The organism is Komarekiella delphini-convector SJRDD-AB1 (assembly GCF_014831675.1).
Taxonomy (GTDB): Bacteria; Cyanobacteriota; Cyanobacteriia; order Cyanobacteriales; family Nostocaceae; genus Komarekiella.
This window is the reverse complement of the sequence record NZ_VJXY01000001.1, coordinates 569,790-588,618: the sequence shown is the minus strand read 5'-3', so window position 1 is coordinate 588,618 and position 18,829 is coordinate 569,790. Positions and strand designations below refer to the sequence as shown.

General features: G+C 42.1%; 19 protein-coding genes. 11 read left to right on the top strand and 8 right to left on the bottom strand.

The window, feature by feature from the left end; all coding sequences use genetic code 11:
- Window positions 1-63: 63 nt before the first annotated feature.
- Together FNW02_RS02525 and FNW02_RS02520 are read right to left on the bottom strand one after the other, a co-directional pair.
- Entirely contained in the window at window positions 64-228 is a 165-nt protein-coding gene (locus FNW02_RS02525; RefSeq protein ID WP_191755989.1) for a hypothetical protein, read from the bottom strand.
- Between the two features lie 27 nt (window positions 229-255).
- Window positions 256-1,422, bottom strand: a complete 1,167-nt coding sequence (locus FNW02_RS02520; RefSeq protein ID WP_191755988.1) for a cysteine desulfurase family protein — start codon at window positions 1,420-1,422, stop codon at window positions 256-258.
- Window positions 1,423-1,616: 194 nt separating this feature from the next.
- Here FNW02_RS02520 and FNW02_RS02515 point away from each other — a divergent pair, with 194 nt between their 5' ends.
- The 5 genes from FNW02_RS02515 to FNW02_RS02490 all read left to right on the top strand — a co-directional run bounded on the left by FNW02_RS02515 (window position 1,617) and on the right by FNW02_RS02490 (window position 7,298).
- Window positions 1,617-3,248: a phospholipase D-like domain-containing protein gene (locus tag FNW02_RS02515; RefSeq protein WP_191755987.1), complete on the top strand. Its 1,632-nt coding sequence runs from the start codon at window positions 1,617-1,619 to the stop codon at window positions 3,246-3,248.
- 147 nt (window positions 3,249-3,395) lie between these two features.
- Window positions 3,396-4,022: a DUF1345 domain-containing protein gene (locus FNW02_RS02510; protein WP_225225351.1), complete on the top strand. Its 627-nt coding sequence runs from the start codon at window positions 3,396-3,398 to the stop codon at window positions 4,020-4,022.
- A 529-nt stretch (window positions 4,023-4,551) separates the two neighbouring features.
- Window positions 4,552-4,950 (top strand): GNAT family N-acetyltransferase, encoded by a 399-nt coding sequence (locus FNW02_RS02505; RefSeq protein ID WP_348535351.1) that lies wholly within the window; start codon window positions 4,552-4,554, stop codon window positions 4,948-4,950.
- Window positions 4,951-4,995: 45 nt separating this feature from the next.
- The gene (locus FNW02_RS02500; protein WP_191755986.1) at window positions 4,996-6,189 is read left to right on the top strand and encodes an NAD(P)/FAD-dependent oxidoreductase; all 1,194 of its coding nucleotides are present in this window, start codon (window positions 4,996-4,998) and stop codon (window positions 6,187-6,189) included.
- A gap of 455 nt (window positions 6,190-6,644) precedes the next feature.
- Window positions 6,645-7,298: an HAD-IA family hydrolase gene (locus FNW02_RS02490; protein WP_191755984.1), complete on the top strand. Its 654-nt coding sequence runs from the start codon at window positions 6,645-6,647 to the stop codon at window positions 7,296-7,298.
- Window positions 7,299-7,515: 217 nt separating this feature from the next.
- Here FNW02_RS02490 and FNW02_RS02485 read toward each other — a convergent pair whose 3' ends face one another.
- The 3 genes from FNW02_RS02485 to FNW02_RS02475 all read right to left on the bottom strand — a co-directional run bounded on the left by FNW02_RS02485 (window position 7,516) and on the right by FNW02_RS02475 (window position 10,188).
- On the bottom strand, window positions 7,516-7,893 hold the full coding sequence (locus FNW02_RS02485) for a hypothetical protein (protein ID WP_191755983.1): 378 nt from the start codon (window positions 7,891-7,893) through the stop codon (window positions 7,516-7,518).
- 490 nt (window positions 7,894-8,383) lie between these two features.
- Window positions 8,384-9,625, bottom strand: coding sequence for a molybdopterin molybdotransferase MoeA (locus FNW02_RS02480; RefSeq protein WP_191755982.1), 1,242 nt, complete (start codon window positions 9,623-9,625; stop codon window positions 8,384-8,386).
- A 29-nt stretch (window positions 9,626-9,654) separates the two neighbouring features.
- The gene (locus tag FNW02_RS02475) at window positions 9,655-10,188 is read right to left on the bottom strand and encodes a GNAT family N-acetyltransferase (RefSeq protein WP_191755981.1); all 534 of its coding nucleotides are present in this window, start codon (window positions 10,186-10,188) and stop codon (window positions 9,655-9,657) included.
- A gap of 120 nt (window positions 10,189-10,308) precedes the next feature.
- Here FNW02_RS02475 and FNW02_RS02470 point away from each other — a divergent pair, with 120 nt between their 5' ends.
- From FNW02_RS02470 to rpsR, 3 genes are read left to right on the top strand one after another with little or no spacing between them, the layout of a single operon-like run.
- Window positions 10,309-10,866: an RDD family protein gene (locus tag FNW02_RS02470; RefSeq protein ID WP_191755980.1), complete on the top strand. Its 558-nt coding sequence runs from the start codon at window positions 10,309-10,311 to the stop codon at window positions 10,864-10,866.
- Window positions 10,867-10,909: 43 nt separating this feature from the next.
- On the top strand, window positions 10,910-11,104 hold the full coding sequence (rpmG, locus tag FNW02_RS02465) for a 50S ribosomal protein L33 (protein WP_162397071.1): 195 nt from the start codon (window positions 10,910-10,912) through the stop codon (window positions 11,102-11,104).
- 2 nt (window positions 11,105-11,106) lie between these two features.
- A complete protein-coding gene (gene rpsR, locus FNW02_RS02460; RefSeq protein WP_162397070.1) occupies window positions 11,107-11,322 on the top strand; it encodes a 30S ribosomal protein S18 in 216 nt (71 codons plus the stop codon).
- A 28-nt stretch (window positions 11,323-11,350) separates the two neighbouring features.
- Here rpsR and FNW02_RS02455 read toward each other — a convergent pair whose 3' ends face one another.
- On the bottom strand, window positions 11,351-11,590 hold the full coding sequence (locus FNW02_RS02455) for a hypothetical protein (RefSeq protein WP_191755979.1): 240 nt from the start codon (window positions 11,588-11,590) through the stop codon (window positions 11,351-11,353).
- 109 nt (window positions 11,591-11,699) lie between these two features.
- Here FNW02_RS02455 and FNW02_RS02450 point away from each other — a divergent pair, with 109 nt between their 5' ends.
- Genes FNW02_RS02450 through FNW02_RS02440 form a run of 3 tightly spaced genes read left to right on the top strand, consistent with a single transcriptional unit; the run spans window position 11,700 to window position 14,406 of the window.
- A complete protein-coding gene (locus tag FNW02_RS02450) occupies window positions 11,700-13,760 on the top strand; it encodes an RNB domain-containing ribonuclease (protein ID WP_191755978.1) in 2,061 nt (686 codons plus the stop codon).
- Between the two features lie 56 nt (window positions 13,761-13,816).
- The gene (locus FNW02_RS02445) at window positions 13,817-14,101 is read left to right on the top strand and encodes a type II toxin-antitoxin system ParD family antitoxin (RefSeq protein WP_191755977.1); all 285 of its coding nucleotides are present in this window, start codon (window positions 13,817-13,819) and stop codon (window positions 14,099-14,101) included.
- Window positions 14,101-14,406, top strand: coding sequence for a type II toxin-antitoxin system RelE/ParE family toxin (locus FNW02_RS02440; RefSeq protein WP_191755976.1), 306 nt, complete (start codon window positions 14,101-14,103; stop codon window positions 14,404-14,406). Before FNW02_RS02445 ends, FNW02_RS02440 begins: the two co-directional genes overlap by 1 nt.
- Before the next feature lie 153 nt (window positions 14,407-14,559).
- Here FNW02_RS02440 and FNW02_RS02435 read toward each other — a convergent pair whose 3' ends face one another.
- Together FNW02_RS02435 and FNW02_RS02430 are read right to left on the bottom strand one after the other, a co-directional pair.
- Window positions 14,560-16,158, bottom strand: coding sequence for a B12-binding domain-containing radical SAM protein (locus FNW02_RS02435; protein WP_191755975.1), 1,599 nt, complete (start codon window positions 16,156-16,158; stop codon window positions 14,560-14,562).
- A 538-nt stretch (window positions 16,159-16,696) separates the two neighbouring features.
- Entirely contained in the window at window positions 16,697-18,691 is a 1,995-nt protein-coding gene (locus FNW02_RS02430) for an ATP-binding protein (RefSeq protein ID WP_191755974.1), read from the bottom strand.
- Between the last annotated feature and the right edge of the window lie 138 nt (window positions 18,692-18,829).

The window sequence follows — 18,829 nt, the reverse complement described above, 5'->3', positions numbered from 1 at the left end:
TCATCTAAAAAGTATTGCCCCGTAAATAGTTAAGTGTACTTTTAGATAATGCTCTGTGCTTCTTCACCCTTGGGCAATAGTTGAGTGAATTTTACCCCATGCACCTGCTTTATTCGCTGGTAGACCACTTAGCTGATCATAGCTAGCCATCTTCTGCTTTGGATAGGTGACAAATATTTTTAATGAGGATGGAGATAGGGGAGAGGGTAAGAACGCGGATAAAGACATCACTTTTTACTGATAACTGATAACTGTTTAACGTTTGGTTAAAGACAAATCTGGTGTCAGTCTTTGCAAAACTTGCTTCAACACCATTGCTGTCCAATCTATGTCAGCTTCAGTGGTATCACGCCCCAGTGTTAAGCGAATTCCGCCCAAAGCAGCTTTTTCTGAATAGCCCATTGCCAACAATATTGGACTAGGGCTAAGTTTACCACTGTGACAAGCAGCACCAGCACTTATACCAATGCCGGCAAGGTTTAGTTGTCGTACCAAGGTTTTACCGCTGATTTCCCCATCGGCGTTTTCTGTATAGACACTGACATGGTGAGGTAAACGATGATCAAGATCGCCTGTGGGTATTAAACTAGGAATTTCGGCTAATAGGGCAAAGGCGCGATCGCGTAACTTAATTAAACGGGGTGTTTCGATTGATAGTTCTTGTGCGGCTAATTCAGCTGCTACCCCAAAACCAGCGATCGCTGGTACAGCTTGAGTCCCAGAACGCAATCCCATTTCTTGTCCACCGCCACCCAGCAAGGGTATTAATTCTATATCAGGACGCACATACAAGGCCCCAGCACCTTGTGGCCCATATATTTTATGACTGGAAAGACTAAGTAAGTCTACTGGGAGTTGTTGTACATCTATAGGCAAACGTCCCGCTGCTTGCACTGCGTCTGTGTGGAACAAAACCCCATGCGATCGGGCAATTTGCCCCAGTTCCTCAATTGGTTGTACTGTTCCTACTTCACTTTGACCGTAAATTACTGAAACTAAGACTGTGTTACGTCGCAATGCGGCCTTCAATTCCAGAGGGTTGATTCTGCCTTTAGCATCCACACATAGGCGCGTTACTTCCCAACCCCACATTTCAAGTAACCTTACTGGTTCGGAAATTGCAGAATGCTCGACGCTGGAAATAATTAGATGTTGGGGAACAGCGTACAACCGGGCAATACCCATAATCACTAGATTATTTGCTTCTGTGCCGCCAGAAGTAAAGATGATAGATTCAGGACTGGCGGCGTTAATTAATCCAGCTACTTGGACTCTTGCTTGTTCCACAACTGTTGCAGCCCTTTTTCCCCACTCATGCAAACTGGAAGGATTACCCCACTGTTGAGTGAGGACTACTTGCATCGCTGCGATCGCTTCTGGGCGAGTGGGAGTAGTGGCGCTGTAATCTAGATAAATTTGCATATCAATCAATACCTAGTGGGAACACACGCTGACAGCAGGATACTGATCTTGTCAACACATACATTTAAATGACAAATCTGACAAAATCTAGATACTTCAGCGTGTATGGGTAGTTATTTCTCTACTTAATTCAGAACACAAAATTTTGGGAATGATAAATGTGTTCACCCCTAATCCACTTTTAGCAGATTACAGTGCAGTTTTTCTCTAGACAAAGGTATTCTTTTTATATCTTTTTACTGATATTTCCCCTTGCTGCTTGTCAACGAGTCCATTCCTACAATCAGCGTCCAGCACCTTTACCGCAAGACCCATTAGTTCAAGTTTACTTGAATCATTCCGAGTCTTCAGAATACAAAGAACCTTACCGTCAACAAACCCGCCTGGGAGATAATTTAGAAAAACAGATTGTTGATGCTATTTCTCAAGCTAAATCAACAGTAGATGTAGCAGTTCAAGAATTACGTTTACCTGCAATTGCTAGAGCACTAGTTGATAGACAAAAAGCTGGGATCAAGATCAGAATAATTTTAGAAAATAGTTATAGCCGACCTTGGAGTAGCTTAACATCTACTGAAATAAATAAATTAGATAAAAGAGAACGAGAACGCTATAACGAGTTTCGCCAATTTGTAGATATTAATCAAGATAATCAACTCACTCCAGAGGAAATCAATCAAAGAGATGCATTAGTAATTTTACACAATGCTGAAATTCCCTGGCTTGATGATCAAGCAGATGGTTCAGCAGGTAGCAGTTTAATGCATCACAAATTTGTGATTGTGGATAATCGCATTGTTATTATAACTTCGGCAAATTTTACTCTCAGTGATACTTTTGGCGATTTCACCAATTCCAGTAGTTTAGGTAATGCTAATAATTTATTGCAAATTGACAGCCCAGAATTAGCATCTTTATTTACAGAAGAGTTTAACATCATGTGGGGGGATGGGCCAGGAGGCAAGCCAGATAGTCGATTTGGTTTGCAAAAGCTGATGCGATCGCCTAAAACAATCACTTTCGGAAAAACCCAAATTACTGTACAGTTTTCGCCTACTTCTCCTACTCAACCTTGGAGTAACAGCAGCAATGGTTTAATTGGCAAAACTTTAGATTCAGCAACTAAATCTATTGATCTGGCATTATTTGTCTTTTCCGAGCAACGTCTTGCCAATATCTTAGAAAACCGTCATCAACAAAGTGTGCAAATTCGCGCATTGATTGAGCCACAATTTGCATACCGTTTTTATAGCGAAGCGCTAGATATGATGGGTGTTGCACTCAGTAACAAATGTAAATATGAAGTTGATAATCATCCTTGGCAAAATCCAATTACTACTGTGGGTGTGCCTTTATTAGCCAAAGGTGATCTACTACATCACAAATTTGGTGTCATTGATAGTCAAACAGTAATTACAGGTTCTCACAATTGGTCGGATGCTGCTAATAGTGGCAATGATGAGACACTGATGGTGATTGAAAATTCCATTGTATCTGCCCATTATGTGCGTGAGTTTGCTCGTCTTTATGCTAAAGCAAAACCAGGGATACCAACAGCAATTCAAGAAAAAGTTAAACTACAACAACAGCAGTGTCCTCAGACTCAAAATCCTTTATCAAGTAAAATTACAGCAAGCAAAGAAGTAAATATTAACACTGCAAACTTGGAAGAATTAATAACTCTGCCCGGTATAGGTGAGAAGTTAGCCCAACGAATAATTATTACCCGTCAACAGCGAAATTTTTCATCTTTACAAGACTTAAAAATAGTTTCAGGCATTAGTAATAAGATGCTGGATAAATGGCGCGATCGCGTTACTTATTAATAATATTTACTTTTAATAAATTAGGATTTTCTCAACTATAATCACTAACTTAAAAGCTATACTACTAATCATGCTCTATAGTTTAAATAATTTGTCAAAGTGTCAATTAAATTGAACTTATTTAAAAACTTTGACCACCGACCCCGATTGATCATTGCTACTGGCTTGGCTGCATTAGTGTTAGTATTACTTCCGCCTTGGCTACACTTAGCCACCCGTATTCTCTGCGCTTGGAACTCCAGTGCTGACTTTTTCTTAACTATAACTTGGTGGAAGATGATCAGAGCTAACCCAGAAAAAATCCGCCGTTATGCCGAAAATGAATATGAAGGCCGTTTGGCTATATTCATGCTGGTGATTGCTGCGGCTTGCGCTAGTGTAATAGCTATTGGGTTTTTACTCACTGATAAAAAAGAAATATCAACAATTATACTGACCCTACATGTCATACTTTCGATTATGACAATTTTAGGTTCTTGGCTACTAGTACATACTATGTTTGCACTGCAATATGCACATAGTTATTATAAACATATTAATCATAGTAATAATGAAGAGATAGCTAGAGGTTTAGATTTCCCTAATAACGACTATCCAGATTATTGGGAATTTTTATATTATTCTTTTGTAATTGGTATGACTAGCCAAGTTTCTGACGTACAAACTACATCACGTCAAATGAGACGTTTGACTCTGCTACACGGCATATTATCCTTTTTTTTTAATACGACTATTCTAGCTATTACCATCAATATCATCGCAGGGCTAATCTGAAAATTGCTAACAAATTTTTGTTGCAGCATTTAATACCACCCAAAGTGACGGTTTGAGTGAAGAGATTGCTCGTTATTTTGCTTGGAATAGCGTCGTCAAAAACTAATACACCCAAGATAAAGATAGCAACTGATACATTAAAACAGATGATAATAAACAGCATTATAAAGTTGTGACATCTGACCGTAATTAATTACTTTTTACCTAAATATTAAATTAAAGGCGGTTTATATTTTGCATAAATATTTTTTTGCTTATTTATAGCTATGACTTCAGTTATTAGATACTTTTGTTTTTACAGTTTGTTTTAAAATCCGAGCAGAGTAGCCAACAATAAAAGAATTTTAAATATATATGCTTTTTCAGAAAAACGAAATCGCCCTTCGTCGAATGTGAGATGATATGTACGATTATCAGTTGATGGCAAAATGGCTAACTGACAAAAAAGTTTTAGAATTTTATGAAGGGAGAGATAATCCTTTTCCTTTAAAAAGAATTATAAAAACATACAAATTTATAATTAGAGGAGATGAGCCAATTGTTCCCTGTCTCTTTTACTATCGAAACGCTCTCATGGATTATTTACAGTACTATGCACTTAATGACTTACCAGAAACCGACAGACAATTATATTATTTTAGATAAAACCAATAATGTCTATGGAATTGACTTGTTCATCGGCGAAACCAACTATTTGAATCAGGGAATCGGCACAAAAATGCTCTCAGCGGTTATAGAATATATTTTTGAACAACTGCAAGCTGTTAAAATTGTCATCGATCCAGACGTTAGCAATACTCGTGCTAACCGCTGCTATGAAAAATGTGGCTTTGTCAAGGTGAAGCTATTAACTGCACATCAACTGCATGAGGGACGACATTCAGATTGTTGGCTCATGGCAATAAACCGAAAGAAATCATTACACTGAAGTTAGTTGCCCTGCTGGAATTGACGGTTCCACATATATCGACCGATGACTCAACAAACTCCTAGAATTTGTATTCTCGGTGGAGGCTTTGGTGGTCTCTACACTGCGCTGCGCTTGAGCCAGTTACCTTGGGAATCTACGCAAAAACCCGAAATAGTTCTGGTAGATCAAAGCGATCGCTTCCTATTTTCTCCTTTACTATACGAATTACTGACTGGTGAACTGCAAACCTGGGAAATTGCCCCCCCATTTGAAGAACTCTTACAAGGCACAGGTATACGTTTTTATCAAGCAGTTGTGTCTGGAATTGACATCGACCAGCAAAGGGTATATTTACATGATGGGCCAGAAATCCCCTACGACCGATTAGTATTGGCGTTAGGTGGAGAAACACCATTGGATTTAGTCCCCGGTGCGACGTCCTATGCTTACCCGTTCCGCACAATCTCTGATGCTTATCGTCTAGAAGAACGCCTGCGATTTTTAGAAGAATCGGATGCTGATAAAATTCGCGTAGCAATTGTTGGGGCTGGCTACAGTGGTGTAGAGTTAGCCTGTAAGTTAGCAGACAGATTAGGGGAAAGAGGACGCTTTCGGATAATTGAAATCGCTGATCAAATATTGCGAACTTCGCCAGAGTTCAACCGTGAAGCAGCAAAGAAAGCTTTAGATGCGCGTGGTGTGTTTATTGATTTAGAAACCAAAGTGGAATTAATAGACCAAAATACCATCTCCTTAGAATACAAAAGCCAAGTAGATACGATTCCTGTAGATTTAGTAATTTGGACTGTAGGAACACGAGTTGCTCCCGTAGTTAAATCCTTGCCTCTAAAGCAAAATCAGCGTGGTCAAATCAGCACTACACCCACTCTGCAAGTTCTTGACCATCCAAAAATCTTTGCCTTGGGAGATTTAGCAGACTGTCATGATGCAGAAGGGCAGCAAGTTCCCGCCACTGCACAAGCAGCTTTCCAAGAATCTGATTATGCCGCTTGGAATATCTGGGCTTCTTTAACCAATCGCCCCTTACTTCCCTTGCGCTACCAACAGTTAGGGGAAATGATGGCACTAGGAATAGACAACGCCACCCTGACCGGTTTAGGAATGAAACTAGACGGCCCCTTGGCATACGTGGCCCGTCGTGTTGCTTATCTCTATCGGTTGCCAACTTTAGAACATCAGCTCAAAGTTGGTTTTAACTGGCTAGTCCGTCCTATTATAGAAACACTTTCTAAATAGAACTTTAGAACTGTAGGTAGGGCATAAGCCTTACCTATATTGTTCTTAACCCAAATTTGTAATGATCATAATTGTCAAAAATCTTGAACTAAATTTGTTTTAATTTTTTTTCAATACCTGTTTAATAATGATACAAACCCGGTTAGATAAACGTTAGTTGTCTTAAAGGATGTTTGTAAAGTCTAATTTGTTACTAGCCTTGGCGATTAGAAGTGGCGTCTACACAGACAAAACTCCGAAGTTCTGTTCACCATTGGTGTTGGCGGAGCCATCACTATGCGGGTCTTACTGCCCATCGCCGGAAGCCGACGCACCCTGACCCTGCGGGTTCGCGTAGCGTTCCGCAGGAAAGCAAGCTACAGACTTCTCTCTGCCTCCGCAGGTTCTAAAAATGTAGTAGCGTATATTCGCCCAATACTTTTAAAATATCCTCTCAACGCTTAGCACTTAATACTATGGAACAACCGAAAGTTATTTTTTTAGATGCTGTGGGCACACTCTTTGATGTCAAAGGTAGTGTAGGTGAAGTTTATAGTCAAATAGCCGAAGAATTTGGCGTTAAAGTTTCAGCCGATACACTGAATAAAACGTTTATCAAAAGTTTTAAAGCCGCGCCACCGCCGATATTTCTAGACGCAGACACGCAAGATATTCCCCAGCGCGAGTTTGATTGGTGGCGGATAATTGCCTTAAACACTTTTGAAAGTGCGGGTGTTCTCAAGCAATTTTCTGACTTTTCAGCTTTTTTTAGCGAACTCTACATTCACTTCGGCACTGCTCAACCGTGGTTTGTTTATCCTGATGTTTTAGCAGCTTTGGTCAACTGGCGGCGTTTAGGAATCGAACTAGGGGTACTATCCAATTTTGATTCTCGGATTTACTCAGTATTGCAAAGTTTAGGATTGAGAGACTTTTTTATATCTGTTACTATTTCTACTCAGGCACGTGCAGCTAAACCTGATCCCCAAATTTTTGCCATTGCTTTAAAAAAACATAACTGTCCCCCAGAGGCAGCATGGCATATTGGTGACAGTATTACAGAAGACTACAACGGTGCTAAAGCAGCTGGACTCAGAGGCATTTGGATCGACCGTAGCAAAAAGTCTTAATTTAACTTAGCTGAATTTGGAATAAGTAAGGGTTTTAGTGATGTTATTAACTGAAAAATAGTCTATATAAAATAATATTGTATAATAGCGATCGCTAACTGTTAACTCAGGTAAAATCAAGTTTTATTGACACCCTAATTAACATAGCCTTAGCAAAGCGATCGCACCGAGTTTGATGTTGCTGATTTTAAGATTAATTGCTTGCAACAAAAAGTAATTACTTAGGTGTCCAATAAAGTTGATATTCCTCAATATAAAACATTCCAACATTAAAAGACATCTTAAAGACGAAGTAATAATCTCCTGTTTCCCAAATATTAAATTCTCGCTGTATTTCTTGAACATTAATTGTCGAGACGCCATTAGGAATGTTCATACTAGAATGTATTGTTCCGTTCTGTGCTCTCATCAGAAAAACTTCGAGTAGACAAAAATCTCTTAGTTCAGCACTATAACGAATTTTGAATCTAATTTTCCCCCCATCTCGTAGGGTCTTTTCACTAAAAAATTTTTCGGTTTGAATGGATTTATCAGACAGTTGAATGTCTTGTCCTTTTGTTAAGATGTGTATCTGTGTTTCGTCAACTGCACCCATTATTTTTCTCCTGGGAAATAGAAATTGTTGAGATAATTGTGATATCGAAAATTGCCTTTCAGTATCACGTGTGTATTTTTTCACTATCAATAAATAAATGCAACGACAGATAAGACAGTTAAGAGAGAATTAAAAAAAAATAACTATAATAAATAATCGAAATTTAGAGTTTTACTAGACAGTTAAGACATTTAAGAGACATCTTGCAAAAATACTAGTTTTTTATTGAAACCATAGATTAACACAGATAAACACCGATAATTTATCGGTGTTTATCTGTAGTTTAATTTTCCTAAAATCGACTTTTGCAAGAAGTTTAAGATGTAAATTTGATAAATCTTCTCCCTGCCTTGAACTTTAGTTCAAATCTACTCCTCTCCGAGCCGGAGAGAGACGGCTTTGCGTAGTAAAACCTCTAAGAGGTCTTTTTTTACAGCTATCGTGTGTTGTATCCAAATTAGAACCGCTATAGCGACAGGGATATTAACAATTACAAATTACTAATCTGCAAAACTTGGACTTTTTCTTCTGAGGAAATTAATGTTTTACCGATAGGTAAAACAGCTAAGGCGTTGGTTTGAGCTAAATTAATTAAATTACCAGAACTGTGACTACCACAAGCTTTGTGAAATTCGTAAACTCCATCAATTAAATACAATTTACCCCAAAGGTAAGTTTCACGCTTACCATCCGATCGCAACTCATCGCGCGATCGCACCTTCACAAATATCGGTTTCCAACCTTCAGTAACTCCAGAAAGTTTCTTAATTGCCGGTTGTACAAACCGCCAGAAAGTCACCAAAACCGCAGCCGGGTTTCCCGGTAAACCGAAATAGAGTGCTGAGTTTTGAGTAGAGAAGGTGGCGACGGTGAGGGGTTTTCCTGGTTTCATCCCCACTGCACGAATATGGATTTTTGCTCCTAGTGACTCCAGAATTTGGTCAACATAGTCGTAATCTCCTACCGAAACCCCACCGGAAGAGATAACTATATCGGCGTTAGCGATAGCATAGGCGATCGCTTCTTGAAGGGCATTTGGCTCATCCTTAATAATTCCTAACAGTAACGGTTCCGCTCCACTCTCCTTTACCAAAGCAGCTAGAGCATACTGATTAGAATCTACAATTTGACCAGATTGCAGCGTTTGATCAGGCGTTACCAACTCATCACCAGTAGAAAAAATCGCCACGCGCGGACGACGGTAAACGTTTAATTGGGGACACTGTGCCGCTGCCAACACCGCAATGTCCGCAGGATTTAACCTAATTCCTGCTGATAGTAATTGTGTTCCAGCTCGGTAAAAAGATGCTTTGTGTCTGATAAATTCTTGCGGCTGCGGTGCAGCTAGGATGAAGACACGGTTTTCTTCCCGGCGTGTTCTCTCTTGTATGACTATAGTATCTGCACCTGTGGGGATCACCGCACCTGTGAAAATTCGTGCCGCTTGTCCCGGTTGAATCGTAGACTTGGGTTGATATCCCGCAGGAATCTCTTCAATAATTTCCAAAATAACAGGCTGTTCGGCGCTGGCGTGCTGCACATCTTCGTAACGTACAGCATAGCCATCCATTGCCGAATTATCCCAATGGGGAAAATCTAATGAACTAGTAACAGGTGTTGCCAGAATGCGATTATCTGCTATCAATAAATCTACAACTTCTATATCCCGCTGAGCATCCAACGGTTGCACTAAATTTAAAATAATTGCTTCTGCATCGTTGACTGATAGCATAGCGATCGCCTCTGATTACTTAGCGTGTACTACATTGGGTTAGCTAACTTAAACATTTCTAGTTCCATTTTGTAATACTTGGTTGTACGTCCTACTGGAGTCATTCCTAACCTCTGGATCACGCGAAGTGAGTTTGTGTTTTCAGAACGGGCAATTGAATAGATTACAGGAAGTTTTAAAGTCTTAAATCCGTAATCCAGAATCGCTTTCGCGGCTTCGGTAGCATATCCTTTTCCCCAAGCAGATTTCTTGAGATGCCACCCTATTTCGTAATTTGGGGTCAATTGTTCATCTTCATCTCGGAGTTGGATGAGGATGATCGTTCCCACAATTTCTTCAGTCTCTTTAGGAAGAATTGCCCAAAAACCACTGCCATTGTTCAATTCTTGTGACTTTGTAATCCATTTTTTCAGCAAATTTTGTGAACTTTCAACGCTATCCACTTTAGTTATGATAAAGCGCGTAACTTCGGGATCACTATAAATATAAAACGCTTGTTCTGCGTCTGCTTGGGGATTCCAAGTACGGATAATAAGACGGTCAGTTTCAGCAATGATATTCATGTGGAATGATTTTCTATATCAAGCAAAAATCAATTTTTCTATGACCACAGTCATCACTTTAATATAAAAAATAGAAGCAATGATTATTTCCCAACCCTTAAATAAAATACTTAATTTTATATGACTATTGAAAGAGTTACCCAAAAACACTATCCCAAGGCTGAGATTGGGCGACGAGGTATGGCATTGGGGCTTGATTTCCTGGTTGTCTGGTTAGTCAGTTCCTTGCTAGGAGGCAGCAATGTCGGTATTCAATTTGTGCAGATCCTAGTTTTTGTCATAGCTTGGCTGGTTTTGCGGGTAGTGTTGGTATACAACAATCAAGGACAAAGTTTAGGGCGTTGGGCGTTCGATTTGAAAGTGTTGGAAGTTGAAGATGGGCAAATAGTGGGTAGAATTCCAGATTTGCGATCGCTGCTGAAGCGTGAGGCGATCGTCGGTTGTGGTGCGCTTTTAGTGTCAATTGCCTTGAGTAACATTAGAGCCAATCCTACTGCTATACTTCTAGTACTTCCTCTGGCAATCGATTGTGCTAGTGCCTTCTCTGATACCCAGATGCGGCAAGCTTTGCACGATCGCTATACAGGAACTTTCATAGTTTCGTCGCGTCGAGGCTACTCGCTAGATATAAAAGTTAAGCGATTAGTTGAAAATTTGCGTCGTAATGTGAGAAGATAGTCATTTGTGTTAATTCTCTTCAGGCTTTACTGTTTGTAAGATTATGGCTAAGAGCAAAGGCGCCCGCATAATAGTGACACTAGAATGCACTGAGTGTCGCACTAACCTAGACAAGCGCTCTGCTGGTGTTTCACGGTATACCAGCACCAAGAACCGTCGCAATACAACTAATCGGCTAGAACTGAAAAAGTTCTGTACCCACTGCAACAAACATACCGTTCACAAGGAAATTAAGTAAAGATGAGCTATTATCGTCGTCGCCTATCTCCAATCAAGCCAGGAGAACCAATAGATTACAAAGATGTTGATTTGTTGCGTAAGTTTATCACCGAGCGAGGCAAAATATTACCGCGCCGGATTACCGGACTGACGTGTAAACAACAGCGAGATTTGACATTAGCAATTAAGCGATCGCGGATTGTGGCTTTGTTGCCATTCATCAATGCGGAAGGCTAAAAAAGTCAAGAGTCAATCAATTTTGGATTTACGATTTTGGATTGAAAGCTTGAGGATTTTGGATTGACTCTAACAGGATTTGTTCCGCCCACAATTTGAGAAGTTGCAAGGAGGAGCTACTACCGCCAGAGGGTTTCCCGACAACCAGGTAAGTGGCGTTAATTTCCCTCCGGGCAAACTTCTCCCAAGGGTAGACGCACTCGCGTTCGGTGACAGGGCATGAACCAAAAAAATCTAAAATCCAAAATCTAAAATCTAAAATTGGCACGGTCAAGAGTCAAGAATTATTACTCTGGACTATTGACTTTGAAATTTTTGACTTTCGACTTTTACCTTATAAACTATTTAAACTGTTCACTAAATAAAGCGCGAGAGTTGTGGAGAAGGGGACGCTAGTTGAATTTAGGGTTCAAGGCGATCGTCGTCTGGGTGTCGTAGATCGTCCAGACGGCAAAACCCGCTGGTTTGTGGTAGATGAACGTGGTCAATCCCACAGCCTCGCGCCTAGACAAATTACCTATACAGTTAACGGACAAACCTACAAGCCTTCAGAGATTCCCAGATTTTTGGAGCAAGCTCAAGCTTATTTAGATCCATCTAGCTTAGAAGTAGCTTGGGAATTACTTGTTGAGGATGGGGAAACAGTTACCCCAGACCAAATGGCAAATCTGCTTTTTTCTGAATCAGACGCGCTTTATTGTTATGCCGCTCACTGCTTGTTATCAGAAGACAAGCTTTATTTCAAACAAAAAGCAGAGGCTTACGAGCCGCGAACTGCTGCTCAGGTAGCAGAACGCAAGCACCAGATGGAAGTAGAGGCTCTAAAAGCTAAGGGACAGCAGGAATTTTTGGCTCGCGTAGAGCAGGCGCTTAAAGGTGAAGCAGTAGAGTGGCAACGCCACGATCTCCAGCGCTTAGAAGGACTGGAAAAATATGCAGCCCTGCTTGCTGATACCGTGCGGATGGGGGTCAATTATGACTCTTTGGCTCGTGCCTATCCTCCCCCGGCTCCAGTTTTAGAAACTATGACCATGCTGGGACGTCCTACAACTCCCCCAGGAGCCTTTCAACTTTTGGTGGACTTAGGTTGGTGGAGTCCTTACGAGAACTTGTTCCTGCGTCGTTCTTCAATTCCGATTCAGTTCCCTAATAAGGTATTAGAAGTGGCGCAACAGCGTTTGGATTTTCCACCGACTGACTTAGATGCAAATCGCCTAGATTTGACTCACTTGAAGGCATACACAATTGATGATGAAAGTACCACTGAGATCGACGATGGTCTGAGTTGGGAATTATTGCCTGATGGACGAGAGCGGCTGTGGGTACATATAGCCGACCCCACTCGGTGGTTAGCGCCAGAAGATGATTTAGATCTCGAAGCCAGAAAGCGGGGTAGCACAGTTTACTTACCGACTGGGATGATTCCCATGTTTCCAGAGTTACTAGCAACTGGGCCAATGAGTCTAGTACAGGGACGGGTTTGTTGCGCCCTCAGCTTTGGGGTTGTTCTAGATAAAACTGGAGCAGTAGAAGATTACAGCATTCATACCAGCTTGATTAAGCCGACTTATCGCCTCACCTATGAAGATGCCGATGAGGTGCTGGAATTGGGAGTGCAAGCAGAACCAGAAATTGAAGCGATCGCCACTTGGGCACAGCGGCGCAGAGCTTGGCGGTATGCTCAAGGCGCAATTAGCATTAATATGCCAGAGGCGATGATCAAAGTCAAAGGTGACGAGATCAACATTGACATTTTAGATGATTCTGCATCGCGGCAACTGGTAGCAGAGATGATGATTCTTGCTGGTGAAGTTGCTGCCCGTTACGGTCAAGCTCACAACATACCTCTGCCCTTTCGCGGTCAGCCGCAGCCAGAATTGCCCCCAGAAGAGGAATTACTACTACTACCAGCAGGATTTGTTCGCGCTTGCGCTATGCGCCGTTGCATGCCCAAGAGTGAAATGAGCATTACGCCTTTGCGTCATGCTGGTTTGGGCTTAGATACTTACACCCAAGCGACTTCTCCTATTCGCCGCTACAGTGACTTACTAACCCATTTTCAACTGAAAGCCCACTTGCGCGGTGAAATGCTGCCATTTTCAGCAGAACAGCTCAAAGAAGTGATGATGACTGTCACTACTACCACCCAAGAGGTGACGATGGTAGAACGGCAAACCAATAGATATTGGGCTTTAGAATATCTGCGCCGTCATCCAGAGCAAACTTGGAGTGTGACAGTATTGATGTGGCTGCGCGAAGATAGCAACTTAGCACTAATTTTGTTAGAAGATTTGGGCTTGCAGTTACCAATGATTTTCAAACGTTCTGTGAACTTGGGCGAACAGATATTAGTGAAAGTTAGCCACGCTGATCCGCAAAAAGACATGATTCAGTTTCAGGAAATAATTTATCAAGAAGCTCAAACAGCGGCGAATTAACTTTGCTCTAATCCCTTTCGGCTAGCATATAAAGTAAATGGAATGAGGTAATAGTTGTGAATGTATCTTTGACCCCAGAACTAGAGCAGTTGGTTAAGGATAGAGTTACCAGTGGTAGATACCACTCAGTTAATGAGGTGATTGGTGAAGCATTGCGGTTGCTAGAAGAACGCGATCGCCTTCAAGAACAGCGTCTAGCAGAATTGAAAGCTAAGATCCAAGTTGGGATTGAAGAACTCGAACGTGGTGAAGGAATCGATGGCGAAGAGGTATTTGCAGAAATTGAAGAGGACATCCGACGCGCTGAGGCTGAAATTGAGCAAGTAGAGGCAGCTAAATAATGAGTAGGTGTATTTTTGCACCTTCAGCTAGATTAGATTTGAAGGAAATTAGCAGCTATATCAACCGTTTTAATCCCGATGCGGCTAGAAAACTCAAAGAAAGAATTAAACAGCAATGTAAGCTGTTGGCTGATTTTCCCAACATGGGTCAAAGTTGTGATAATTTTGCAAGTGGTTTACGGAGCTTCCCGGTAGAAGATTACTTGATATTTTACCGCCTTATTGATGGTGGTGTGGCAATTGTGCGTGTTGTCAGTGGTTATCGGGATTTAGAGACACTTTTCTCAAGTGATGATATTCTTTAAAATTGCATTTAATGGTAGCAATGCTCAAAAAATAAAATAAAGCGATCGCTCTTAACTTCTCAACTTAAAAAGCGATCGCCATTATTTATATTCTGCTAATTAGTAACTGTTAATAGATAACTTCTTACTATTACCTATTTCCAGTTACTACGCTTAACTAATTACCGCTTCCGCTTTTTCCTCAGCTTTTTCCTTCACAAGCACATACGGTTTTTCTGCGCCTTGTGCTAAATATTCAGCTAACTGACTTTCAATTTGATCGCGCACAATTTGGCGATACTCTAGGAAATGCTCGTTGTGGGCGCAAGCAGAAAGATAATGTTCAACAACTCCAGGGTTACGTTTGAGGATGCTAAACAAATGATGCCAGAACTTCCAGCGGGTTTCGCGTTTGATTCCTTGTCGCCAAATCACAATTAGCAGCGCTTTCACAACTACCAACTCTGGCTTTTTAGCTGGTGCTTTCCAACTCGGCAAACCCATCATTAAAAAACAACGATAGGTGCGATCCAAATACTGTATGGGGTCATATAAAGCACAAAAAGCTTCAATATATTCTCTGGCAATATCTTCAAGAGGACGGGTGGCAACAAAGTTCATCAAAGTTGTTTGGTTGATGTTGCCGTCTTGGTTTTCCCGTAGTCGTCCTTCTTTTTTCAGACGATGCCACAGCGCGGTATTGGGTAATGCTTGTAACATAGCGAAAGTAGTAGACGGAATTGCTGCTTGTTCTGCAAAACGGACAATGCGATCGCCTGCACCAGCTTTTTCGCCATCAAACCCAATAATAAACCCAGCCATTGGGCGCAACCCGGCTTTAATGATGCTTTGTACTGCATCAGTCAGCGAACTGCGAGTATTTTGAAACTTCTTAGTCATTTGCAAACTGTCTTCATCCGGTGTTTCAATTCCCAAAAACACCGCAGCAAAGCCAGATTCAACCATTAACTCCATCAATTCTGGGTCTTGGGCTAGGTCAATTGAAGCTTCAGTGTCAAACTTGAACGGATACTTGTGTTCTGCCATCCAGACTTTCAACTCTTTGAGCAACAATTTGACATTCCGCTTGTTGCCAATAAAGTTATCATCCACCATGAACACACCCCGCCGCCAACCCAATTCATAGAGATAATCTAACTCTGCCAAAAGTTGTGCAGGGGTTTTAGTGCGTGGCTTGCGACCGTAAAGAACAATAATGTCGCAAAATTCGCACTGGAAGGGACACCCGCGCGAAAACTGCACCGACATCATGTCATAGGCATTTAATTCTAATAAATCAAAGCGGGGCACTGGTGTACATGTGACATCAGGTTTTTCTGCGGTGCGGAATGTTCCAGAAGTTTCTCCTTTTTGAATTGCCTCCACAAACATCGGCAAAGTGATTTCCCCTTCATCCAAAATGAGAAAATCTGCGCCAACATTTTGCACTTCGTGAGGTACAGAAGTAGGATAGGGCCCACCCACCGCGACTAATTTACCACGCCGCTTTGCTTCTGTAATTTGGTCAAGTAAATCTTGTTTTTGGACAATCATTGCAGAGAAAATTACTACATCTGCCCATGCCCATTCTTCCTCTGTGGCTGGGCGAATGTTGCGATCAACCAGCTTGAATTCCCACTCTTGAGGCAAAATTGCCGCTACTGTTACTAAACCCAAAGGTGGTAACAAAACCTTGCGATCAACTAATGCCAAAATTTTTTCGTATGACCAAAAGGTTTTAGGAAATATCGGATACACTAGCAAGACTCGCATCAGTATCAACCCTCACACTTTGATTGTTATCTCACTCTAACGAAAATAGACAGTTATTGACTTTTTATTAAAGTTGTCCTATTTTACCATTGATATTTTTACTGGGAATTGGGGACTTTTGAGGGGCAGGGGGGCAGGGGAGGCAAGGGGGCAAAAGAGTAGAGTTTTTATGCTTGTTCACGAAGCTCAAAGGTTCGTTAACGGAGTTCAAAGGTGGATTCACGAAGCTCAAAGGTTTGTTAACAGAGTTCAAAGGTAGATTCACGAAGCTCAAAGGTTCGTTAACGGAGTTCAAAGGTTCGTTAACGGAGTTCATAGCTCCATTAACGGCGTTCTGAGGGTTGTTAACATTTTCTGCTCCCCCTGCTTCCCCTGCCTCCCCTGCTCCGCCCCTCCGCCCCTCCGCCCCTCTGCCCCTCTGCCCCTCCGCCCCTCCACCCCTCCACCCCTGCTTCCCCTGCCTCCCCTGCTCCGCCCCTCCACCCCTCCGCCCCTCCGCCCCCTACTCCTCTAACTTTTCCCCAATATCCAATCCCCTTCACTTAACAAATTCTGGTAGTTCAATCCAAAAACGACTACCATGACCGATTTCTGACTCCATCCCGGCTTGACCGCCCATGCGTTCGATGCCTTTACGGACGATCGCTAATCCAATTCCTGTTCCTGGGTAAGCTTCAATGCTGTGCAGACGTTCAAAAACGCCAAAAATCCGCTCACTATATTGAGGTTGGATGCCAATTCCATTGTCTTCTACCCACAAACGCACCCAGCGGTCGCCCCTGTTGCGGTGTTCAGTCCATACTCGGACTTGGGGTTGAACTCCGGGAACGACAAACTTGATGGCATTGGTTAGTAGATTTATAACAATCTGCTCAACAGTGCGGTAGTTTCCGACAACTTCCAGCAAGGGTTCAGAGACGATCACTTGAGCCTGCTGTGTTTGAAGTGATGGCTCTAGTTGCGTCAGTACTTGCGTCAGTAGTGAGTTGAGGTTAATTGGTTGAAGTGGCAAATCAACGCGACTCAAACGGCTGTAGTCTAATAAGTCCACCAGCAGATTATCCATCCGCTCCACACTGCTGGCGATCCGATTAAGTAAATCTTGCCCGACTGAATTCAAGGCGGTTTCGTATTCTTCTAAGAGAATAGCGGCAAATCCCCGCATCGCACGCAGAGGTTCTTGTAAGTCGTGAGAGATAGAATAGGTAAAAGCTTCTAAAGCACTATTTGCTTCTTCTAGCTGTTGTGTACGGTTGCTAACCAGTTGTTCGAGTTGTTCAGTATAGCGCTGCAATTCCTCACGCATACGGGACTGCTTGATGGCGATCGCTAACTGATTCGCCACTTCGCGAGCGATTTCTACATCTTCCTCAGTCAATGACTTGGGCTGGATTGCTCCCACATTCAAAGAGCCGATGAGCTGTCCTTGAGCAATCACAGGCACATTGATTAATAAGCGAATGCCTTGGTCAAATAGTCGTTGTTGGACATGATAAGGTTTGGGATGCTCAGCCAGGTTTTCAATGAGCATCACCTGGTTTTGTTGCAAAATGCTAATGTCGCCAAAGTCTTGCAATGATAAACTCTCACCACTATTAAAGCCAATGCGATCGCTAGACTCAACAGCCAGCACAGAAGCTTGTTGATGCTCCAAGTCAAATAATGTCACATCCAGTAACTCACAAGGAATTAATGGATAGGTGTAAGCAAGGGCAGCTTGAGCAATTTCTGTAGGAGAAATTGCCCGCAGGATTGAGCGATCTAACTCCTGTAGAGTTTTTAATCTTGTTGCATAACGCTTTAGTGTTTCTTCCGCACGTTTGCGCCCGGTGATATCTTCCACCAGCCCATCAATGACCGGATCTCCATGAGTAGTATTGAGAGTTTCATTCACGGCAACCCAGAACGAGCTACCATCTGCTCTACGTAACTTTAATTCTCGTTCTCGTCTTTGCTCTGGCATAATATCCCCCGCTCTAGAAAAAATTTCATCAAAGCGATTATTAGACCGAATTTCGTCTAGAGAATTAAGTCCCAGACACCTGAGAAAAGCACTGTTGACTTCGAGTAGCCTTCCGTCGGGAATTGCCCGAAACACACCGACATTTAATTGGTTGAGCAGAAATTGCAGGCGGTTCTCAAAAAAGCTGGCTCTACGTCGAGTTTCATTGCGTTCTAAGACAGACTTTACGGTTGCCGATAGCCGAACCAGGTGCTTAGCTGACTTAAGGATGTAATCATCAAGTCCACTTTTCATTGCTTCAACAGCAATTTCCTGGCTCCCCGTGTTTGTAAACATAATCACAGGACGCTCAGGGTAGCGATGCTTGAGAGTACGCAATATTTCCAAACCATTAGCCCAACGCAGCTGATAGTCGGTAATGGTTAGGTCAAAACGACCTGATGCCAGTGCTTGCTCAAACTCTTCTGGAGCACCCACTTCCTCCACTTCTACATCAGGAAACTCCCGGCGCATTTCTCGGATAATCATGAAGCGGTCATTTGGATTGTCGTCAATGATTAGAATGTGCATGGGGAGACAAAAAACAGTAAACAGTAAACGGTAAACAGTAAACAGTAAATAGTTATCAGTCCTGACGGCCTATGGTGGGGGATTTAAACCCGCCAGATAGTGCCTGCCACTCATCGGCTTTGGGTTATTAGTTTTCAG